Annotated in this window: 22 protein-coding genes; 12 read left to right on the forward strand and 10 right to left on the reverse strand. The window is 56.1% G+C overall.

The features are described 5' to 3' along the window. Positions 1-110: 110 nt before the first annotated feature. The 3 genes from AC2TCY_RS03980 to grxD all read left to right on the forward strand — a co-directional run bounded on the left by AC2TCY_RS03980 (position 111) and on the right by grxD (position 1,170). Positions 111-347 (forward strand): BolA/IbaG family iron-sulfur metabolism protein, encoded by a 237-nt coding sequence (locus AC2TCY_RS03980; protein WP_480845643.1) that lies wholly within the window; start codon positions 111-113, stop codon positions 345-347. A gap of 183 nt (positions 348-530) precedes the next feature. Then, positions 531-821 (forward strand): hypothetical protein, encoded by a 291-nt coding sequence (locus AC2TCY_RS03985; protein WP_480845644.1) that lies wholly within the window; start codon positions 531-533, stop codon positions 819-821. Continuing rightward, positions 808-1,170, forward strand: a complete 363-nt coding sequence (gene grxD, locus AC2TCY_RS03990; protein ID WP_480845645.1) for a Grx4 family monothiol glutaredoxin — start codon at positions 808-810, stop codon at positions 1,168-1,170. Before AC2TCY_RS03985 ends, grxD begins: the two co-directional genes overlap by 14 nt. Positions 1,171-1,178: 8 nt before the next feature. Here grxD and AC2TCY_RS03995 read toward each other — a convergent pair whose 3' ends face one another. Genes AC2TCY_RS03995 through AC2TCY_RS04005 form a run of 3 tightly spaced genes read right to left on the reverse strand, consistent with a single transcriptional unit; the run spans position 1,179 to position 2,667 of the window. Further along, on the reverse strand, positions 1,179-1,529 hold the full coding sequence (locus AC2TCY_RS03995; protein ID WP_480845646.1) for an MliC family protein: 351 nt from the start codon (positions 1,527-1,529) through the stop codon (positions 1,179-1,181). Further along, the gene (locus tag AC2TCY_RS04000; protein ID WP_480845647.1) at positions 1,526-1,921 is read right to left on the reverse strand and encodes a cell division protein ZapA; all 396 of its coding nucleotides are present in this window, start codon (positions 1,919-1,921) and stop codon (positions 1,526-1,528) included. The genes AC2TCY_RS03995 and AC2TCY_RS04000 overlap by 4 nt, the downstream gene beginning before the upstream one ends. Next, positions 1,921-2,667, reverse strand: a complete 747-nt coding sequence (locus AC2TCY_RS04005) for a hypothetical protein (protein ID WP_480845648.1) — start codon at positions 2,665-2,667, stop codon at positions 1,921-1,923. Before AC2TCY_RS04005 ends, AC2TCY_RS04000 begins: the two co-directional genes overlap by 1 nt. Positions 2,668-2,902: 235 nt before the next feature. Between AC2TCY_RS04005 and tkt the strand changes: the two genes are divergently transcribed. After that, the gene (gene tkt / locus AC2TCY_RS04010) at positions 2,903-4,927 is read left to right on the forward strand and encodes a transketolase (RefSeq protein ID WP_480845649.1); all 2,025 of its coding nucleotides are present in this window, start codon (positions 2,903-2,905) and stop codon (positions 4,925-4,927) included. A 54-nt stretch (positions 4,928-4,981) separates the two neighbouring features. Here tkt and AC2TCY_RS04015 read toward each other — a convergent pair whose 3' ends face one another. Further along, positions 4,982-5,263 (reverse strand): hypothetical protein, encoded by a 282-nt coding sequence (locus AC2TCY_RS04015; protein WP_480845650.1) that lies wholly within the window; start codon positions 5,261-5,263, stop codon positions 4,982-4,984. A 162-nt stretch (positions 5,264-5,425) separates the two neighbouring features. Continuing rightward, complete coding sequence (locus tag AC2TCY_RS04020) at positions 5,426-6,397, reverse strand: DUF808 domain-containing protein (protein ID WP_480845651.1); 972 nt, start codon at positions 6,395-6,397, stop codon at positions 5,426-5,428. A 179-nt stretch (positions 6,398-6,576) separates the two neighbouring features. On the opposite strand from AC2TCY_RS04020, the gene gap (AC2TCY_RS04025) reads away from it, so the two are divergent. The 3 genes from gap (AC2TCY_RS04025) to gap (AC2TCY_RS04035) all read left to right on the forward strand — a co-directional run bounded on the left by gap (AC2TCY_RS04025) (position 6,577) and on the right by gap (AC2TCY_RS04035) (position 8,880). Next, positions 6,577-7,578 (forward strand): type I glyceraldehyde-3-phosphate dehydrogenase, encoded by a 1,002-nt coding sequence (gap, locus tag AC2TCY_RS04025; protein ID WP_480845653.1) that lies wholly within the window; start codon positions 6,577-6,579, stop codon positions 7,576-7,578. A 72-nt stretch (positions 7,579-7,650) separates the two neighbouring features. After that, on the forward strand, positions 7,651-7,794 hold the full coding sequence (locus tag AC2TCY_RS04030; RefSeq protein ID WP_480845655.1) for a hypothetical protein: 144 nt from the start codon (positions 7,651-7,653) through the stop codon (positions 7,792-7,794). 81 nt (positions 7,795-7,875) lie between these two features. After that, positions 7,876-8,880, forward strand: a complete 1,005-nt coding sequence (gene gap / locus AC2TCY_RS04035; RefSeq protein WP_480845656.1) for a type I glyceraldehyde-3-phosphate dehydrogenase — start codon at positions 7,876-7,878, stop codon at positions 8,878-8,880. On the opposite strand, the gene coaD is transcribed toward gap (AC2TCY_RS04035), so the two are convergent. The 3 genes from coaD to AC2TCY_RS04050 all read right to left on the reverse strand — a co-directional run bounded on the left by coaD (position 8,872) and on the right by AC2TCY_RS04050 (position 10,849). Beyond that, positions 8,872-9,363 carry a pantetheine-phosphate adenylyltransferase gene (gene coaD, locus AC2TCY_RS04040; RefSeq protein ID WP_480845658.1) on the reverse strand — a complete coding sequence of 164 codons (492 nt, stop codon included), beginning with the start codon at positions 9,361-9,363 and terminating at the stop codon, positions 8,872-8,874. The two genes, gap (AC2TCY_RS04035) and coaD, sit on opposite strands and share 9 nt — an antisense overlap. Before the next feature lie 85 nt (positions 9,364-9,448). Next, positions 9,449-9,886 carry a CBS domain-containing protein gene (locus tag AC2TCY_RS04045; protein ID WP_480845659.1) on the reverse strand — a complete coding sequence of 146 codons (438 nt, stop codon included), beginning with the start codon at positions 9,884-9,886 and terminating at the stop codon, positions 9,449-9,451. Between the two features lie 60 nt (positions 9,887-9,946). Next, the gene (locus AC2TCY_RS04050) at positions 9,947-10,849 is read right to left on the reverse strand and encodes a LysR family transcriptional regulator (protein ID WP_480845661.1); all 903 of its coding nucleotides are present in this window, start codon (positions 10,847-10,849) and stop codon (positions 9,947-9,949) included. 103 nt (positions 10,850-10,952) lie between these two features. On the opposite strand from AC2TCY_RS04050, the gene AC2TCY_RS04055 reads away from it, so the two are divergent. Together AC2TCY_RS04055 and AC2TCY_RS04060 are read left to right on the forward strand one after the other, a co-directional pair. Further along, positions 10,953-12,452, forward strand: a complete 1,500-nt coding sequence (locus AC2TCY_RS04055; protein WP_480845662.1) for a CoA-acylating methylmalonate-semialdehyde dehydrogenase — start codon at positions 10,953-10,955, stop codon at positions 12,450-12,452. Positions 12,453-12,641: 189 nt separating this feature from the next. Beyond that, positions 12,642-13,226: a L,D-transpeptidase gene (locus AC2TCY_RS04060; RefSeq protein WP_480846359.1), complete on the forward strand. Its 585-nt coding sequence runs from the start codon at positions 12,642-12,644 to the stop codon at positions 13,224-13,226. Between the two features lie 67 nt (positions 13,227-13,293). Here AC2TCY_RS04060 and AC2TCY_RS04065 read toward each other — a convergent pair whose 3' ends face one another. Further along, positions 13,294-13,770, reverse strand: a complete 477-nt coding sequence (locus AC2TCY_RS04065; protein ID WP_480845663.1) for a fasciclin domain-containing protein — start codon at positions 13,768-13,770, stop codon at positions 13,294-13,296. Positions 13,771-13,841: 71 nt separating this feature from the next. Beyond that, entirely contained in the window at positions 13,842-14,693 is an 852-nt protein-coding gene (locus AC2TCY_RS04070) for a class I SAM-dependent methyltransferase (RefSeq protein ID WP_480845664.1), read from the reverse strand. 135 nt (positions 14,694-14,828) lie between these two features. On the opposite strand from AC2TCY_RS04070, the gene AC2TCY_RS04075 reads away from it, so the two are divergent. From AC2TCY_RS04075 to AC2TCY_RS04085, 3 genes are all read left to right on the forward strand, one after another. Continuing rightward, positions 14,829-15,944 (forward strand): carboxylate-amine ligase, encoded by a 1,116-nt coding sequence (locus AC2TCY_RS04075; protein ID WP_480845666.1) that lies wholly within the window; start codon positions 14,829-14,831, stop codon positions 15,942-15,944. Between the two features lie 196 nt (positions 15,945-16,140). Further along, complete coding sequence (locus tag AC2TCY_RS04080; protein ID WP_480845667.1) at positions 16,141-17,283, forward strand: acyl-CoA dehydrogenase family protein; 1,143 nt, start codon at positions 16,141-16,143, stop codon at positions 17,281-17,283. A gap of 7 nt (positions 17,284-17,290) precedes the next feature. Then, positions 17,291-18,331 carry an enoyl-CoA hydratase/isomerase family protein gene (locus AC2TCY_RS04085; protein WP_480845668.1) on the forward strand — a complete coding sequence of 347 codons (1,041 nt, stop codon included), beginning with the start codon at positions 17,291-17,293 and terminating at the stop codon, positions 18,329-18,331. Positions 18,332-18,333 lie beyond the last annotated feature (2 nt).

Here is an 18,333-nt window from a genome sequence, read left to right on the forward strand (position 1 = left end):
CTGAACCTTCGCCAAGGTGCAGGGATTGCCTTTTTTGAGAGCATCGCAGCCCCTTGCACGGGCTCGTCCATCGCTCTACATCTTGAGAAAGACCTTCTGGAGTAACCTACATGCCGATGAGCACCCACGAAATCGAACACCTGCTGCGTGAAGCGTTTCCGAACGCGGAGATTCAGGTTGGAGGTCAGGACGGTGTGCATATGTCCGCCATGGTCGTAGACGAGAGCTTTCGCGGGAAAAACCGGGTTCAGCAACAACGCGCTGTTTATGCGGCGCTGAAAGGCAAAATGGACGGCCCGGACGGAGAACTGCACGCACTGGCGTTGACGACAAAAGTTCCGGAATAATGGATGAGCCGATCGGATGGGTTCTGCCGAGGCTGATCTATCTGGTCTTTGATATTGTCAACTTCTTAGCGCTATTGTGTTGTGATCTTCCGAAACTGCTAAAGTACGGGCCGAGGTATTGGCGCGTCACAAGGAAAATGAGACGCCGCGACTACGAACGTCGCCAAGGTTGAGTGCTAAAAAATGAATGGCTGGGTATTCTGGATAGGTGTAATCGCAGCATTGATAGTTGCCGCCGCCCTGATCGAAGCCTATCTGAAACGGAACAAAAAACGAAAGCTCGCCGACATGCGTCCGGACCCGGACAAACTCAGCAAAGTGGGCGGCATTGAAAGATACGGACTTGATCCGCTGGCCTTGGCGCAGGCTGAGCATCGGCGGCTGGAAGAAGAAGGATGGGTACCCGACCCATCTAAGAACGAAACGACCACCCCGAAGGCGGGTGAAGAGGAAAAGCAAGATGAGCGACGTTAAAACTCAGATCGACGAAACCGTCAAAGCCAACGACGTAGTGCTGTATATGAAAGGCACCAAGGAAATGCCGCAGTGCGGGTTCTCGTCGCGCGTGGCCGGTGTGCTTAACTACATGGGCGTCGATTATGCCGACGTGAACGTTCTGGCCGACGAAGACGTGCGTCAGGGCATCAAGGATTATTCCGATTGGCCGACAGTGCCTCAGCTCTACGTCAAAGGAGAATTCGTCGGTGGGTGCGACATCATCACCGAGATGACCCTGTCGGGCGAGCTGGACACACTGTTTGACGAAAACGGTGTCGGTTACAACAAAGACGCAGCCGACAAGATCCGCGAAGCAAACGCGTAATCCGGCAACTAGCGACTGGTGCAGTCCTTGAACAATACCAGTTCAGGGGCTGTGTCACCGACCGCTTGGTGGGATATCGTCGCCTCCCACCCCTTTGAGCGTAGCGAATAAGTGCCCACGGCTCCCTCGGATTCATAGCGAATGCCGGACCCGCTTGGAGCCTGCCGCATCGCCACAAGTGTTCCATCAATTACCATCGCTGCAGCGCCCGATCCGTCAGAGGCGTTGAAATAAGACACAGGGATTTGCGTGTCGTTTTCGCAGGTGAACGTCACCGACAAAATATCGATGTCGGCCAGCCCCGATGTGGCCAAGACTGACAGGATCACGCCGCAGAACGTAGATCGCAATACTCTCATTTACTCGCCTGTTCTTCGACAACCGCGGCAAGTGCTTCGGCGCGGGCTGCCATTTCAGCCAGCGTATCGGTGACGGAAGGCGGTACAACCGCGACCTCAATCCGCTCAGGTTCGGGCCTGGGTGCGTTGCGCAGAGTTTGCAACTCGGCCTTCGTTTGCTCCAGATTTGCTTCCAGCGTCTTGATTTTGTCGTCTATCGCCGCCGACTTGTCCGCCAGCATCAGCCCTGCCATCAAAAGCATCCGGGATTCCGGCATACGACCAATCTGGTCGGACAGAACCTGCGCCTCATCATCCAGCAATTGGGCAGCTGCCATCAGGAAAACTTCTTCCCCTTCCTGACACGAGACGTCAAAGTCCCGACCACCGATATGAATAGTGACCTCGGGCATTATTCCACCTCTCCTTCTGTCAGTTTGGCCTGCGACAGCAGCGGTTCCAGACGAGCCAGAACCGCGTGAGCTTCAGCCGCATCGGTTGCCTGTGCTGCGCGGGTCGCCTCGAGTTCAGCAACCGTGGCACGATTTAGCAACTCGGCATCGGGCAGGCCGTCCTGCGACGCGGCCCGCAGCTCGTCGACAGACGCGCGCAATTGTTCGTTTGCCTTGCGCATCCGTTGCAGATCATCATCAAGTCGGGACATTGCCGCACCATGACTGCTGCGTTCTGCACGAAGCATTTCAAGCTCGGCGCTCAATTCCGCTACGCGCTCGCTGTCTGCCAGTTCCGCACGCAGTTGGGCGTTTTCGGTCTTCAGCCCTTCCAGTTCTTCACTGTTATCCAACGCCGCCTTCGCGTCTGCCAGTTCTGCGCGGGCAGCTTCAACCGAGGCCAGAGTTGACGCCATCTCGGCTAATTGTTCGCGCAATTTCTCCGCTTCCGAGTCATCCGCGGGCACAGATTCTGCCTTCTCCAACTCAGTGCGTAAGTTGTCGATTTCTTGATCGTGGCGCGTTTTCAGGGACTTGATCCGCTCTTCCAACTGAGCGTTGGCTACGCGCTCATCTTCCAGCGCAACACGTAACTCCTGATCTACCGATGCGCTTGCGGGGGCTGCATCTTTCAAAGCATCTACCCCGGATCCAATCCGCTCCATGGCGGTGATGATACGTCGTTGTAATTCCTCGATCTGACTCATGCCCCTGTCACCTCTTTATCAAGGTTCGTATTGCTGCACGCCTGCCCGAATCATCGGTGGCAGCTCTCTGGGCTTAGTCTAACGGAATGTGGTGGAAAATACCCACTCTTTGCTTTCAATCACTTGGGCTGCACTCTTGAACCAAGTACCCGGATCAAGGACCGGTTCTGCTTGCACTTTGGAAGTTGGATGGTATTCAGCGCCCATCTGCCCGTAACCCAAAGGAATAACGCCCGTGGACCTGACTGCGCTGCGCAAAGCCAACCCCGAACACTGGGACAAAGCTGCGGCCATCCGCACCCTGACCCTTGACGCCGTCGCCGCCGCCAATTCCGGCCATTCCGGTATGCCGATGGGCATGGCCGATGTTGCGACCGTATTGTTCGAAAAGCACCTGAAATTTGACGCCTCGGCCCCGAACTGGCCTGACCGCGACCGGTTCATCCTTTCGGCGGGTCATGGCTCGATGCTGGTGTATTCGCTGCTGTACCTTACCGGCAACAACGACGTGACGCTGGAAGAAATCAAGAACTTCCGCCAGTTGGGTGCCAAGACAGCGGGCCACCCGGAAAATTTCCTGATCAACGGTATCGAAACGACCACCGGCCCTCTGGGTCAGGGTATCTCGAACGCGGTTGGTTTTGCCATGGCTGAAGAAATTCAGCGCGCGCATTACGGCAAAAAAGTCGTTGATCATTATACCTATGTGATTGCAGGCGACGGCTGCCTGATGGAAGGCGTCAGCCAAGAGGCGATTACGCTGGCCGGCCGCCACGAGCTGAGCAAACTGATTGTCTTCTGGGACAACAACAACATCACCATCGACGGTACTGTTGATATGGCGGACCGCACAGACCAGGTGCGCCGTTTCGCAGCCTCGGGCTGGCACGTGATCGAGATTGACGGCCACGACCCCAAAGCTATCGACGCTGCCATCACTCAGGCGAAGAAATCCAACAAACCCACGATGATCGCCTGTGAGAGCCACATCGCTCTGGGCCACGCCGCGCAGGATACATCGAAGGGTCACGGCGCGCTGACGGATCAAGATCAGTTGAAAGCCGCGAAAGAAGGCTACGGCTGGCCGCATGAAGCGTTCCAGATCCCGGCGAATGTGAAATCCGCCTGGGAAGCCATCGGTGCTCGTGGTGCAGCCGAACGTGCCGCTTGGGATGAACGCTTTGCCCAGCTGTCTGAGCGTAAGCAGGCCGAATTCAACCGCGCCTACGCGTTCGAAGCCCCCAAGAAACTGGCCGGTGCGATCCGCGCGTTCAAGAAACAGATGTCGGAAGATCAGCCTAAACTGGCCACTCGCGCCTCCTCCGAGAAGGTTCTGAACGTCGTGAACCCGATCATGACCGAGACTGTGGGCGGTTCGGCAGACCTGACCGGTTCGAACAACACAAAATCCGCCGATATGGGCGTGTTCCTGCCGGAAAATCGCAAAGGTCGCTACATCCATTACGGCATCCGCGAGCACGGAATGGCCGCTGCGATGAACGGCATGGCTCTGCATGGCGGTATCCGCCCTTATGGCGGAACGTTCATGGCGTTTACGGATTATGCCCGCCCGTCCATGCGTCTGGCAGCGCTGATGAAGGTGCCAAGCGTGTTCGTGATGACCCATGACTCGATCGGACTGGGCGAAGATGGTCCGACCCACCAACCGGTCGAACACCTGGCGATCTCGCGCGCGACCCCGAACACCTATGTGTTCCGCCCCGCTGACACCGTTGAGACCGCCGAGGCCTGGGAACTGGCGCTGACTTTCAAAGACAGCCCCTCTGTCCTGTCGCTGACCCGTCAGGGCGTGCCGACCGTGCGCAAGGATCACAAGACCAAGAACCTGACTGCGCAAGGAGCTTATGTTCTGGCCGAGGCTGAAGGCAAGCGGCAGGCAATCCTGATCGCGACCGGTTCCGAGGTCTCTTTGGCGATTGAAGCCAAGGCACTTCTCGAGGCCGAAGGCATCGGCACCCGTGTCGTCTCCATGCCCTGTATGGAACTGTTCGCCGCGCAGGACGAAGCCTATCGCAAGCGCGTCCTGCCTGCAGGCCCTGTCCGCGTCGGTATCGAGGCCGCGGTCCGCGCCGGTGGCTGGGACCGCTGGTTGCTGGGTGAGCGTGGCCGCGAGGCCAAGGCCGGGTTTATCGGCATGTCCAGTTTTGGTGCGTCGGCACCGGCTGGTGAGCTCTACAAGCATTTCGGCATCACCGCCGAGGCAACGGTTGCCAAGGTAAAGGAACTGCTGGGGTTGTAGGCCAATCACAAAGAGTAAAGCAAAGGGCGGCTTTGGCCGCCCTTTTCCGTTTGGTTATTCTTCGATCTGTCTTTTCAAAGCGTCATAGGCTTTTTGAGCGTAGTCTAGACGCAATTCGTATCTGCCTCTGACTACGATGAAATCCGGCGCCTGAATGCCTGCCGCTGAAAACGTCTGAATAATCTGTGTTCCGGAAAGCGGAATATACTCAGCGGACTGCCCGCTGAAGCGATTGTACAGCCGACCAGGCAACCAACCACTGCGTTTCTTTGCCTGACGTGCGGTATGAAGGCGAAAATGCAAGAAACCAAATAGTTCATCTGCCTTGAATGGCATTATGTCGGCTGCTTCGCTGAAGGCACTACCCAACAATGACAGAGCTGGGGACAAGCTGCTCCCAGTTGCTGACGTGATACCCCTTTGCGGTTTTCCCGGCTCAGACAGATTCCTGAGGATTGCCGTGCGAGGTTTTCCTGATGCTCCCAATCTATATTTCACTCAGTGCGTCTTAGTCTCTTTCGACTTTGAATTTAGCAACGGCCCGATCACTTTGGTTGCAATCGGGATCAGTACAAATCCCCAGGCCAGGCCGAACACACCGTCCATCGCGGCTTTCGAGATCCACTCAACCGCCCCAACCCACTGCGCGGAAACGGAATGCCCGATGGCATAGGCCCAGTCATGGATGTGATGGCCCAGCCAGCCAAAACCCAGAACTTCCATTCCGTGAATGATAATTGACCCGCCGACCCACAGCATTGCCGCGGTTCCGACAATCGACAGCGTCTTCATCACGCCAGGCATTGCTTTGACCAGACCACGCCCCAAGCCACGCCCCACGGGCGTCGGCGCGTTCTGCGCCAGATACAGGCCCACATCATCCATCTTCACGATCAGCGCGACCGAGCCATAAACGGCGACCGTCACACCAATCCCCACAACAGCCAGTGTCGCCGCCTGCATCCACAAGTTGGGCGCTTCGATAGCAGCCAATGCGATAGTCATGATCTCGGCAGACAGAATGAAATCGGTCTTGATCGCACCTTTGACCTTTTGCTCTTCCAGATGTCCGGGGTCGCGATTTTTCATGTCCTCATCGATGACATGACTGCCATGCGGAAACAGGACGTGGAATATTTTCTCGGCACCTTCGAAGCATAAATATGATCCACCGATCATCAGCAACGGGGTGATCAGCCATGGCGCGAGATTTGCGAGCAGAAGAGCGACAGGTAACAACAAGACGATCTTGTTGAAAACGGACCCGCGCGCGATGCGCCAGATGATCGGTAACTCTCGTGCAGGCGCAAAGCCTTGCACGTATTTCGGCGTTACCGCGGCATCGTCAATGATCACACCTGCTGTTTTGGCACCGGCCTTGCCAGCCGCCGTGACAACGTCGTCTACTGACGCTGCCGCAACCTTGGCAATGCCCGCCACATCGTCCAACAGGGCCAAAAGACCACTCATCGCGCATCCTCTCGTTTCGCCGCCGATGCCGACACTACCTGATCCAACCCTTAGCGCAAGCGTTAGCGCAATCGGGTGAAGTTTGCGCTACCACCTTCAAAATATACCATTTTTGCCCTTTTGAGATTCCCCTTTCACGGCTATATGGCCTGCGAAGCAAGCGCATTTGGAGACATCATATGACCATCAAGGTCGGTATCAATGGTTTTGGTCGTATCGGCCGCTGTACGCTGTCGCACATCGCCGCATCGGCACGCAACGACATCGAAGTGATAAAGGTTAACGCAACCGGCCCGCTGGAAACCTCAGCGCATCTTCTGAAATATGACAGCATTCACGGACGATTCCCGCGGGATGTATCCATCAACGGCAACACCATGGATCTGGGCCGTGGCCCGATGGAGATGTTCTCGACCTATGACATGAATGAACTGGACTGGGATGGCTGCGACGTTGTTCTGGAATGTACTGGTAAGTTCAATGACGGTTTGAAGGCTCAAACGCATCTTGAGCGTGGGGCGCAGAAGGTCCTGCTGTCGGCTCCTGGCAAGAATGTCGACAAAACCATTGTGTTTGGTGTGAACCACAACAGCCTGACGACAGAAGACAAGATGGTCTCCAATGGCTCTTGTACCACAAACTGCCTGGCACCGCTGGCCAAAGTACTGGACGAAGGCATCGGTATCGAACACGGCATCATGACCACGATCCATGCCTACACCGGCGACCAGCCAACGCTGGACCGCCGCCACAGCGACCTCTACCGTGCCCGCGCTGCTGCAATGTCGATGATTCCAACCAGCACCGGAGCGGCCAAAGCTCTGGGAGAGGTTCTGCCGAACCTGAAGGGTCGCCTGGATGGATCCGCAATTCGCGTCCCGACCCCGAATGTCTCGGCCGTGGACCTGAGCTTCCGCGCTTCGCGTGACGTTACCGTTGCCGAAGTCAACGCTATTGTCGAAGAAGCCGCGAAAGGCCCAATGCAGCGGGTCTTGGGTTTTGAACCCGCACCGCTGGTTTCAACCGATTTCAACCATACCGAGGAAAGCTCGATCTTCGCGCCGGATCAGACCCGTGTGGTCGACAACCGCATGGTGCGCGTTCTGGCCTGGTATGACAACGAATGGGGCTTCTCGGTCCGTATGGCAGATGTTGCCGTAGCCATGGGCCGCCTTAACTGAGCCTTCGGACTTCGCTTGTACCATTGTGCCCGCTCAGGTTATCTGGGCGGGCCTTTTTCGTTCGGGACAGCCATGACCAATCAAATCGCCATCTGGCTTGGAATCCTAATTCTCGGCGGGATAATGCTGGACATCGCCTTCTTCGGAACCGATCATCTGCTGTTCCTCAGCAAGAAACTTTACAGCTTTTTGGATTGGCTCGCCTTCTGGCGGTAACATAGGTTTTCCTTGACTTTTTGACTTGCCTCGCTTTGTTAGCGCTAACCAATTTTGAACCGCATTTTGACGGAGCGCATAATGACACTCAAACTGGCTATTAACGGATTTGGACGGATCGGGCGCGGAGTTTTGCGGGCGGTGAAGGAAACCGGGCGCACTGATATCGAGATTGTTGCAATCAATGATCTGGCCAAGCCTGAAATGAACGCACACCTGTTCGAATTCGATAGCGTGCATGGCCGTTTTCCATACCCTGTTACCCTGTCAGAAGCCGGTTTGGATATTGGCAGCGGCCCCATCCGACTGAGCAGCGAACGTAATCCCGAGTCTCTGGACTGGTCGGATGTGGACGTGGTTCTGGAATGCACCGGCGTATTCCGCACGCGCGACTCGGCCTCGCGGCATTTCAAGAATGGATCAAACAAAGTCCTGATCTCTGCCCCTGCCCGGGGCGACGGAGCTGTCAAAACCGTTGTTTTCGGCGTCAACGATCACGATTTGACGGTCGAGGACAAGGTAGTTTCAAACGCGTCTTGCACGACAAATTGCCTGGCGCCTGTCGCAGCTGCTCTGGATGCTGGGTTGGGGATAAAGCATGGCAACATGACGACGATTCATGCCTATACAGCCAGCCAGCCGGTACATGATGCAGCGGGTAAAGACCCCTACTTGTCCCGTGCTGCAGCGCTGTCGATGATCCCAACAACGACAGGGGCAGCTTCTGCGGTGGGTTTGGTTCTGCCGCAACTGGCGGGAAAACTGACTGGGCAAGCCATTCGCGTGCCGACACCCAATGTGTCTGCTGTTGATCTGGTTGCGGAAGTTTCCCGGTCCACAACCGAAGAAGAAGTCAACGCATTGTTCGTCGAGGCCGCGGTCAAAACTCCCGGTGTTCTAGCTACAGAAACACGACCTCTGATCTCTGTCGACTTCAATCACGACTCGCACAGCTCGACCGTGTCGCTGACAGAAACCAAGGTGACAGACGGCACTCTGGTCAGGGTGTTGGCGTGGTATGACAACGAATGGGGATTCTCGAACCGCATGCTGGACACGGCTGCCGCGATGGGTGGCTTAGCCTAGACGCTCTTTTAGGGCGTCGTTGACCCGCGGCGTGACGAACTTCGATACGTCCCCGTTCAGCCGCGCGATCTCCTTGACCAGTTTGGACGCAATAGCCTGATGCCGTGCCTCGGCCATCAGAAAGACTGTCTCGATCGAGTCATCCAGCGCCCGATTCATTCCAACCATCTGGAATTCATACTCAAAATCCGCAACGGCGCGCAAACCGCGCACGATGATCTGAGCCCCAACATCGCGGGCACAATCGATCAGCAGATTCTCGAAGGGATGCGCGACAATCTCGGTTCCTGTCTGTTCGGTCAGAAACGCGCATTCAGCCTCGATCATGGCTACGCGTTCCTCCAAAGAGAACAGAGGCCCCTTGTCTCGATTGATCGCGACACCAATCACAAGCTTATCAACCAGCGCCGATGCACGACGGATGATATCTATATGACCCATGGTGATTGGATCAAAGGTTCCGGGATACAATCCAACCCGCATCAGGCTCTCCTGCGCAACATTATTTCTGCGCAAGCAAACACAACTTTACCGCAGGTGCAAGAGGCCGAAATAGGCCCGCGAGCCGTCAGTGGCCCATAATCATGCCTTCAAGGGCATCTTTTTCCATCTCCAGTTCCGCCAGTTGCGCCTTGACCACGTCGCCCAATGTCACAATGCCCACCAGGTTTCCGTCTTCAATAACAGGCATGTGGCGAAAACGGCCCTCGGTCATTTGTGACATGATACCCTGTACCGTATCCTGACGGGTGGCCGTTACCAGCTCTCGCGTCATATAGGTGCTGACCGGCTTGTCGAGACACCCGCTGCCGCTGGCGGCGAGCTCGCGAACGATGTCTCGCTCAGACAAAATACCGGCGGCTGTCTTACCGTTGTCCTCGGATACGACAACCGTACCAATCCGATTTTCGGCCAGAATTTTTGCCGCTTCAGACACCGTTGCAGTAGGCTCCACAGTCACCACATTATCAGTGGCCTTCGACTTGAGAATGCCCTGGACCAGCATTTGCAACACCTCCGAAATAATTTCACGTTTTCCAAAGCGTTGCCGGAATGTCAGACCCTGTCAAGCACCTGCTTGACCTTCCAGCCGCGCAACTTCGTCACGGATACCATGCTTCAATGCATCAGCAAAACGGTTCAGCCGTTCGTTACGTTGATCACCCTGATGACGAACCAGATAAAAACTGCGGGTCAGACTTACCTGATCCGTCACGATTTTCTGCAAACCGGGATGAAACGGCAGCGTAAAGTCGTGCGCTACACAGACCCCGGTGCCCAGCGAAACCTGCCGCAGTTGGACAGAAACCGAGTTTGATGCAAGCGCGACACGGTCAACCCCAATGTCATTGAGGTAATCCAGCTCACGGTCAAAGATCATATCCGGAATGTAACCAATCATCCGGTGACCTTGTAGATCAGTCACCGAGTGAATCTCATTGTGTCGGTTCAGATAGTCCTGACTTGCGACCAAGTGCAGACGATAATCGGTTATCTTTTGCACCAGCAATTTGCCGGCCGTGGGAGCGCTGACGGTGACGGCCATATCGGCCTCGCGCCGGGACAAGTTGATGATGCGTGGAAGTGCCAGGATCTGGATGTCCAGGTCCGGATTGGCATCGCTGATCCGTGCACAAACCTGAGGCAACAGGTAGTTTGCAGACCCGTCGGGCGCGCCAATTCTGATTTGACCGCCAAGAGACTTCGTCCGAACCGATACAACCCCAGCCGCGGCACGCATGGCCTCTTCGGCTTGCAACCCATGATCCATAAGGCGCTCACCTGCTTCGGTCAGCAAATATCCCTGCTGCGATTTCGTGAACAAGATCGCATTCACCGCCGCCTCTAACCGCGCAATCCGGCGCCCGACTGTGGCAGGGTCAATTTTAAGAAACCGTCCCGCCGCAGACAAGCTTTCTTCGCGCGCGACAGCCAGAAAGACCCGCATATCATCCCAATTCGGATTCATTTCACCCCTTTTGCATTTTTGCAAAGCTCTTTTGAAATATTGCCTCTGTTCGCGGGATTTCTGCAAGCCTATTCTGCGCGCAAATTCACCGGAGGAGTTTGCAATGCAAGATCTGACCCATTTCATTAACGGCGAGAACGTGGCTGGTACGTCCGGCCGTTTCGACGACGTCTTCAACCCCGCCACCGGCGAGGTTCAGTACAAATGCCCGATGGCAAGCGTGGCTGAAACAACAGCCGCCATCGAAGACGCGGCTGCCGCGCAGGTAGCATGGGGTGCAACCAACCCGCAGAAACGCGCGCGCGTCATGATGGCCATGGTCGGGCTGATGAACCGCGACATGGATAAACTGGCCGAAGCGCTCAGCCGCGAACATGGCAAGACCATCCCCGACGCCAAGGGCGACCTGCAGCGTGGACTGGAAGTGATTGAATACTGCATCGGAGCGCCACAAATGCTGAAAGGTGAGTTCACCGACAGTGCTGGCCCCGGCATCGACATGTACTCCATGCGTCAGCCGTTGGGTGTTGTGGCGTCGATCATGCCCTTCAACTTCCCCGCCATGATGCCGTTGTGGCACGTTGGCCCGGCCCTGGCCTGCGGCAACGCAGTTGTGCTGAAGCCGTCCGAGCGTGACCCGTCGGTTCCTTTGATGCTGGCCGAGCTGTTTGTCGAAGCCGGTCTGCCCAAAGGCGTTTTCCAGGTCGTCAATGGCGACAAGGAGGCAGTAGACACTCTGCTGGACAGCGAGATCATTCAGGGCGTCAGCTTTGTAGGCTCAACACCGATTGCCCAGTACATCTATTCCCGTGCCACCGCGAACGGCAAACGTGCGCAGTGCTTCGGTGGTGCCAAGAACCACATGATCGTTATGCCCGATGCGGACTTGGATCAGGCCGCTGACGCGCTGGTTGGTGCTGGATTTGGCGCAGCCGGCGAACGCTGCATGGCCATTTCGGTTGCGGTGCCCGTCGGCGAGGAAACTGCCGATGCGCTGATCGAAAAGCTGATCCCGCGTGTCGAAAAGTTGAAGGTTGGTCCCTATACCGCAGGCGATGACGTGGATATGGGTCCCGTTGTCACTGGCGCCGCCAAGGAACGCATCCTCGGCCTGATTAACTCGGGCGTGGAACAGGGCGCAAAGCTGGTTGTTGATAACCGCGACTTCAGCCTGCAAGGCTATGAAGATGGTTTCTTTGTCGGCCCACACCTGTTCGACAACGTGACCCCGGAAATGGACATCTACAAGCAAGAAATCTTTGGTCCGGTTCTGTCCACGGTTCGTGCGGGTTCGTATGAAGAAGCGTTGAAGCTGGCGATGGATCATGAATACGGCAACGGTACCGCGATCTTCACCCGCGACGGTGACACCGCGCGTGACTTTGCCAGCCGTGTGAACATCGGCATGGTCGGCATCAACGTTCCGATCCCGGTTCCGCTAGCTTATCACACCTTTGGCGGCTGGAAGAAATCCATGTTCGGCGACCTGAATCAGCACGGCCCTGACAGCTTCAAGTTCTACACCCGCACCAAGACTGTGACGTCGCGCTGGCCGTCGGGCATCAAGGAAGGTGGCGAGTTCAACTTCAAAGCCATGGACTAAGCCCGCGGGCGAATTCCAATAAAATCAGGAACTACGGCCCGGTTTCGGGCCGTTTTTCTTTTTTGCGCACACATTCACAACAAATTCAGAGCCGAGCCACTGGAAATCACGCGCCGACACCAATATTTTACCCGCAAATAACGACCCGAGCAGATCATTTAACCGGAGGCAACCTTGTCCCAATTCCGCATGACCCGCCGTTCTGCCCTGATAGGGGCTGCGTCCCTTTTGGCGACCCCTGCACTTGTGCGGGCGCAAAGTCTGGACGCGTTTCCGCAGGACGAGGATGCAATAAGCACACAATTGCCGGTGCGCCGTAACGTCTCCTCATTCTCACAGCAGAACTGGCAGGACCATTTCGACGAGCTGGGCGTTGGTTGCCTGCTGGCCGATATCACCAGCCGCGCTGTGCATTATTGGGGCGCAGATGGAACTTACAAACTGTACCCCAGTTCCGTTCCCCAAAGCGAGGAACTCACCAAGCGCGGTTATACTGAAGTGGTCCGTAAAAGCGAGAATCCAAGCTGGACGCCAACCTCTTCGATGCGCGAACGGGACCCATCGCTTCCAGTTCGGATGGAAGGCGGCGAGCCAGGCAATCCGCTGGGCACACGGGCAATGTACTTATCTTGGCCAGCCTATCTGGTGCACGGAACACATGATACTCGCAAAATCGGTCGGCAGAGCTCGTCCGGATGCATCGGTCTTTACAACCAGCATGTCGAGGAACTGTATCCTTTGGTGCAGATCGGAACTCAAGTCCGGCTGGTATAATCTCTTCCACAGAACGCAAAAAGCCCCGGTCACAAAACCGGGGCTTTTTCTTTGCGGAAGGGTCAGTTTATTCTGGCAGGATTACAGCGTCGACCACGTGGATAACACCGTTGCTCGCAACAATATCGGCCTGGATAACCTCGGCTTCATTCACTTTGACGCCATTTTTGGCGTTGACGCTCAGCCGGTCGCCCTGGACAGTCAGAACTTTGGCGCGCTTACCTGCAATGTCACCAGACATGACCTTGGCCGGAACCACGTGGTAGGTCAGTATCGACACCAGTTGATCCTTGTTCTCCGGCAGGAGCAGAGTTTCAACCGTTCCATCTGGAAGCGCCGCAAACGCTTCGTCCGTAGGCGCAAAAACGGTAAAAGGGCCGTCCCCTTTCAGTGTATCCACCAAACCTGCGGCCTGAACGGCGGCAACCAGTGTGTTGAATGACCCGGCGGAAACTGCAGTGTCTACAATGTCGGCGGCTTGCGCTTTGACCGGCAGGGCCAGTGCCATTGCGGCGGCTGCACCCAGGAATGTACGACGGAACATGGCTGTCTTCTCCTCTCCAGCTTGTTATGGAGAGGGTTACGGGCCTTTCACCGGGCCGGATCACTATGAGATCAATTTTCTTTCAGCTGGATCCAGATACTCTGCGCGCGACCGTCCTTCAGAAAGGGCAAGGCCTCAACTGCATCCGGGCGGGCCTGCTGTAGGTAATATCCCGGCCAAAGCATTGAATATGCGCCAGATTGCAACAACGCGTGCAACATATACTGCTCACCCCAACCCGGGCAGTCATAAAAAAAGCGCTTGGGGTACTCATAGGGCAGAAAAACATCGTGCACATGGATGACCACACCCGGTTTCAGCGCAGGAATGATGCGGCAGAACAGATGTGCGACATCATTGCTCATACGGACCACATGGCTGGAATCAATGAACAAGACGTCTCCGGCCTCTAGTTGTTCGAATAACACCGGGTCGACTTCTTCCAGCCGTTTCTGCTCGAACTGATCAACAACATGGGCGATATCTGCACGTGGATAAGGGTCAATTGCAGTGATGGTTGTATCCATCCCGCCATCGATGATCGCCTGACGGGTGACACGGGTAGAGTTCCCACACCCGACCTCGATCACACGCTTTGGCTGAAACCTGCGGATCATTAGGTATAGAGCATCGGCATCCGGGCTGTCGTAATAGCCGTTGCCGATCCGATAGCCGGTCTGATTTCGGGACGGGTTTTTCAGCGCGTCCAGCGCCGCCGTGTGCTGAGCGTATTCCTCGGTCAGTTGCGCGATATCGAAATCTTCCATTCCCGGTGACATGGCATACGCCGGGCGGTTCAGCCCCCCTGCCCGTTCAAACGCTTCAAGGCGCGCGCGTTCTTCCTGCTCGATGACTTTGTCAACCAGCTTCACCCCAAGCTCATCAAGGGCAGCATTGATCTGAGGGAATTTTCTGGGTTTCACGGCGGCGGCTCCACTTTCCGTTGCGCCTGTTCCTTACCGTTGCTTGCAGGGCCTCTGCAAGCCGCAGCGCGCCAAACCCTTGGCAAACTGTAAATTTCCGTATTCACTGATTGAACTTGAACCGAGGGGTGCGCCATGCAGCAGGAATTCACGCTGGGAATTGAAGAGGAATATCTGCTGGTTGATCGTGACAGCCTGCAGTTATCCGAAGCACCCGAAGCGTTGATGGAGGCCTGCCAAAACGATTTTCAGGGTCAGGTCAGCCCCGAATTCCTGCAATGCCAAATCGAAGTTGGAACTCGTCCGCATACAACTGTTAAGTCTGCCCGAGAAGATCTCAAGCGTCTGCGCTCTTGCGTGTCCAAACGCGCGGCCGATTACAACCTCGCCCCGATCGCCGTGTCTTGCCATCCTTCTGCCAACTGGAAGGATCAGCATCACACGCGCAAGGAACGCTATGACGCGCTGCAACATGCCCTTGGCGGTGTGGCACGTCGAATGCTGATCTGCGGCATGCACGTGCATGTCGGAGTTGAGGATCAAGCCTTGCGCGCCGATCTGATGCCGCAGCTTTCCTATTTTCTGCCGCATCTTCTGGCGTTATCGACGTCATCGCCCTTTTGGAAAGGCGAAGATACGGGATTGTCGTCCTACCGCCTGACCGTTTTCGACAACCTGCCCCGTACAGGCCTGCCCCCGGTATTCAGTAGCTGGAGTGAGTACGAGCGCACCACCGGGGTGTTGGTGGAACTGGGTGTGATTGAGGATACCTCAAAAATCTGGTGGGACCTGCGCCCTTCCCACAGCTTCCCGACGCTGGAAACCCGTATCATGGATGTGCAACCTCGGTTGGAACACACATTATCCCTCGCTGCGCTGGTCCAAGCACTGACGCGGATGCTGTGCCGCCTGAAGGATCGCAACCTGCGCTGGCGCCAATATGACAGGTTCCTGATAGGAGAAAATCGCTGGCGCGCACAGCGATACGGCGTGGGCGAAGGCTTGATCGATTTCGGAGATCGGTCGATCAAACCGATGGCCGAACTGATCGGCGAACTGATGGGAATGCTTGCCGAAGATACCGAGGCACTTGGCACCATGACCGAACTGGCACGCCTGCGCCAGATCGCTGAAAACGGTACTTCGGCAACGCGTCAGCGCCGCGTCTACGCCGAAGCGACGGCGCAAGGCCAAGATCCAGGTAAGGCGGTGGTCCGCCATCTGATTGAGGAATTCCACGCAGACTTATAGGCAAGCGTTCCTTCGGCGGCCCCAATACGGCAAAGACACTGTTTCCCAGAAAAAAATTGAAGCCAGCACCTGTCCGACCACCGGGTTTTCATAAGCTGAGCCCTGCCCACAACGTTTGCTCACGCTGCAAAATTTCTGTAAGGATTGAATAATAAAACGCTTGTTCAATTCTGCAGATAACAAAAGAAGGCCCGCCATGGATTTTGCGCTGACCGAGGAACAGACAGCTATTTTCGACATGGCTTACGCGTTTGGGCAGGACAACATTGCCCCGCACGCACGCCAATGGGAAACCGACGGAACCATCCCCAAAACTCTCTGGCCCCAGATAGGAGAGCTTGGGTTCGGCGGTCTCTATGTGTCAGAAGAAGCCGGCGGATCGGACCTGACGCGGCTCGACGCGACTTTGGTGTTCGAGGCGCTGTCCATGGCCTGCCCCTCGGTTGCGGCCTTCCTGTCAATCCACAACATGTGCGCAAAGATGTTGGACAGCTTTGCCAGCGACGATCTGAAGTCCCGCATCATGCCTGACGTCCTGAGCCTGAACACCGTCCTCAGCTATTGCCTGACCGAGCCCGGTTCCGGATCGGATGCGGCCGCGCTCAAGACCCGCGCAGAACGCACAAACGAGGGTTTTACCCTGAATGGCACAAAAGCATTCATCTCGGGCGGTGGTTATTCAGACGCCTATGTTTGCATGGTGCGCACAGGTGAGGACGGACCCAAAGGCATTTCAACCGTTTATGTAGAAGACGGTACGCCGGGTCTGAGTTTTGGCGCGCTGGAACAAAAAATGGGCTGGAAAAGCCAGCCGACTGCACAGGTCCAATTCGACGATTGCAAAATTCCGTCCGGGAATCTGGTTGGAACCGAAGGAGACGGTTTCAAATACGCGATGAAGGGCCTGGACGGCGGGCGGTTGAACATCGCCTCGTGCTCACTTGGTGCTGCACAGGCCGGTTTGGATATGACACTGCAATATATGTCCGAGCGCAAAGCATTTGGCCAGTCCATCGACCAGTTTCAGGCGCTACAATTTCGTCTGGCGGATATGGAGATCGAGATGCAGGCCGCTCGCACCTTCCTGCGGCAAGCTGCGTGGAAACTGGATCAGGGTGCGCCTGATGCGACCAAGTTCTGCGCCATGGCCAAGAAATTTGTAACCGAGACCGGATCGAAAGTGGTTGATCAATGCCTTCAATTGCACGGTGGATACGGGTATCTGGCGGACTACGGTATCGAAAAGCTTGTGCGCGATCTGCGTGTGCATCAGATACTGGAAGGCACGAACGAGATCATGCGCGTGATCGTCGCGCGCCAGATGCTGTCCAACCACTGAGGTTTCAATGCCAGACATCTACATCCGCACTACTGGTCGCGCGGGACGTATCACTTTGACCCGGCCGCAGGCGCTGAATGCGCTCAGCTACGACATGTGCATGGCCATCGACACCGCATTGCGTAACTGGCGCGAGGACGATGCGATCGATCTGGTCATCCTTGACGCCGAAGGTGACAAAGCATTTTGTGCAGGCGGCGATATTGCCGAGCTTTATGACACGGGCACCAAAGGAGATTTCTCCTATGGCCGAACGTTCTGGCGCGACGAATATCGCGTGAACGCCCTGATCTTCGAATACCCAAAGCCGGTAATCAGCTTCTTGCAAGGGTTCACGATGGGCGGCGGCGTCGGCATTGGGTGCCATGGCAGCCATCGAATTGTCGGAGAAAGCTCGAAAATCTCGATGCCCGAATGCTCGATCGGTCTGGTTCCGGACGTCGGCGGTACGCTCATGCTGGCACTGGCACCCGGTCGGCTGGGCGAATACTTGGGGACAACTGGCCACCGCATGGGACCGGGCGACGCAATCTATGCCGGTTTCGCCGATCACTACGTACCGCAAGAGATATGGCCCGAACTGATCGAATTGCTTGAGGCATCGGGACGCGCTGAGTTGGTACAAGAGCATGCGCAGACCCCACCGGGAAGCCCTCTGGCCGACCAACAAACACTGATCGACGTTTGCTTTGACGGCGAAACGTTGAGAGACATCCTGAACAACCTGCGCAATAACGATACAGATTTTGCGCTGAAAAATCTGACTGTTATGCAACGGAATTCACCTTTATCAATGGCTTGCGCGGTTGAAATGCTGCACAGGCTACGAGGCCAAAGTTTGACACTGCGCAAAGCGTTGGAAATGGAGTACCGCTTTACCTATCGTGCGATGGACCAAGGGGATTTTCTGGAAGGCATCCGCGCACAGATCATCGACAAGGATCGAAACCCGCAGTGGCAGTTTTCTGACATGAACGTACCTGCCATAGCCGTTTCGAAAATGCTGCAACCGCTTGGATCGGATGCGCTCAGATTTGCAGAGGAGTAAGG

The sequence above is a fragment of the Ruegeria sp. HKCCD7181 genome (genome assembly GCF_057221055.1).

Bases quoted from the DNA above. Each gene is read 5' to 3' on its own strand.
- AC2TCY_RS03980 (WP_480845643.1), top strand. From the start codon at position 111: ATGCCGATGAGCACCCACGAAATCGAACACCTGCTGCGTGAAGCGTTT.
- AC2TCY_RS03985 (WP_480845644.1), top strand. From the start codon at position 531: ATGAATGGCTGGGTATTCTGGATAGGTGTAATCGCAGCATTGATAGTT.
- grxD (WP_480845645.1), top strand. From the start codon at position 808: ATGAGCGACGTTAAAACTCAGATCGACGAAACCGTCAAAGCCAACGAC.
- AC2TCY_RS03995 (WP_480845646.1), bottom strand. From the start codon at position 1,529: ATGAGAGTATTGCGATCTACGTTCTGCGGCGTGATCCTGTCAGTCTTG.
- AC2TCY_RS04000 (WP_480845647.1), bottom strand. From the start codon at position 1,921: ATGCCCGAGGTCACTATTCATATCGGTGGTCGGGACTTTGACGTCTCG.
- AC2TCY_RS04005 (WP_480845648.1), bottom strand. From the start codon at position 2,667: ATGAGTCAGATCGAGGAATTACAACGACGTATCATCACCGCCATGGAG.
- AC2TCY_RS04015 (WP_480845650.1), bottom strand. From the start codon at position 5,263: ATGCCATTCAAGGCAGATGAACTATTTGGTTTCTTGCATTTTCGCCTT.
- AC2TCY_RS04020 (WP_480845651.1), bottom strand. From the start codon at position 6,397: ATGAGTGGTCTTTTGGCCCTGTTGGACGATGTGGCGGGCATTGCCAAG.
- gap (WP_480845653.1), top strand. From the start codon at position 6,577: ATGACCATCAAGGTCGGTATCAATGGTTTTGGTCGTATCGGCCGCTGT.
- AC2TCY_RS04030 (WP_480845655.1), top strand. From the start codon at position 7,651: ATGACCAATCAAATCGCCATCTGGCTTGGAATCCTAATTCTCGGCGGG.
- gap (WP_480845656.1), top strand. From the start codon at position 7,876: ATGACACTCAAACTGGCTATTAACGGATTTGGACGGATCGGGCGCGGA.
- coaD (WP_480845658.1), bottom strand. From the start codon at position 9,363: ATGCGGGTTGGATTGTATCCCGGAACCTTTGATCCAATCACCATGGGT.
- AC2TCY_RS04045 (WP_480845659.1), bottom strand. From the start codon at position 9,886: ATGCTGGTCCAGGGCATTCTCAAGTCGAAGGCCACTGATAATGTGGTG.
- AC2TCY_RS04050 (WP_480845661.1), bottom strand. From the start codon at position 10,849: ATGAATCCGAATTGGGATGATATGCGGGTCTTTCTGGCTGTCGCGCGC.
- AC2TCY_RS04055 (WP_480845662.1), top strand. From the start codon at position 10,953: ATGCAAGATCTGACCCATTTCATTAACGGCGAGAACGTGGCTGGTACG.
- AC2TCY_RS04060 (WP_480846359.1), top strand. From the start codon at position 12,642: ATGACCCGCCGTTCTGCCCTGATAGGGGCTGCGTCCCTTTTGGCGACC.
- AC2TCY_RS04065 (WP_480845663.1), bottom strand. From the start codon at position 13,770: ATGTTCCGTCGTACATTCCTGGGTGCAGCCGCCGCAATGGCACTGGCC.
- AC2TCY_RS04075 (WP_480845666.1), top strand. From the start codon at position 14,829: ATGCAGCAGGAATTCACGCTGGGAATTGAAGAGGAATATCTGCTGGTT.
- AC2TCY_RS04080 (WP_480845667.1), top strand. From the start codon at position 16,141: ATGGATTTTGCGCTGACCGAGGAACAGACAGCTATTTTCGACATGGCT.
- AC2TCY_RS04085 (WP_480845668.1), top strand. From the start codon at position 17,291: ATGCCAGACATCTACATCCGCACTACTGGTCGCGCGGGACGTATCACT.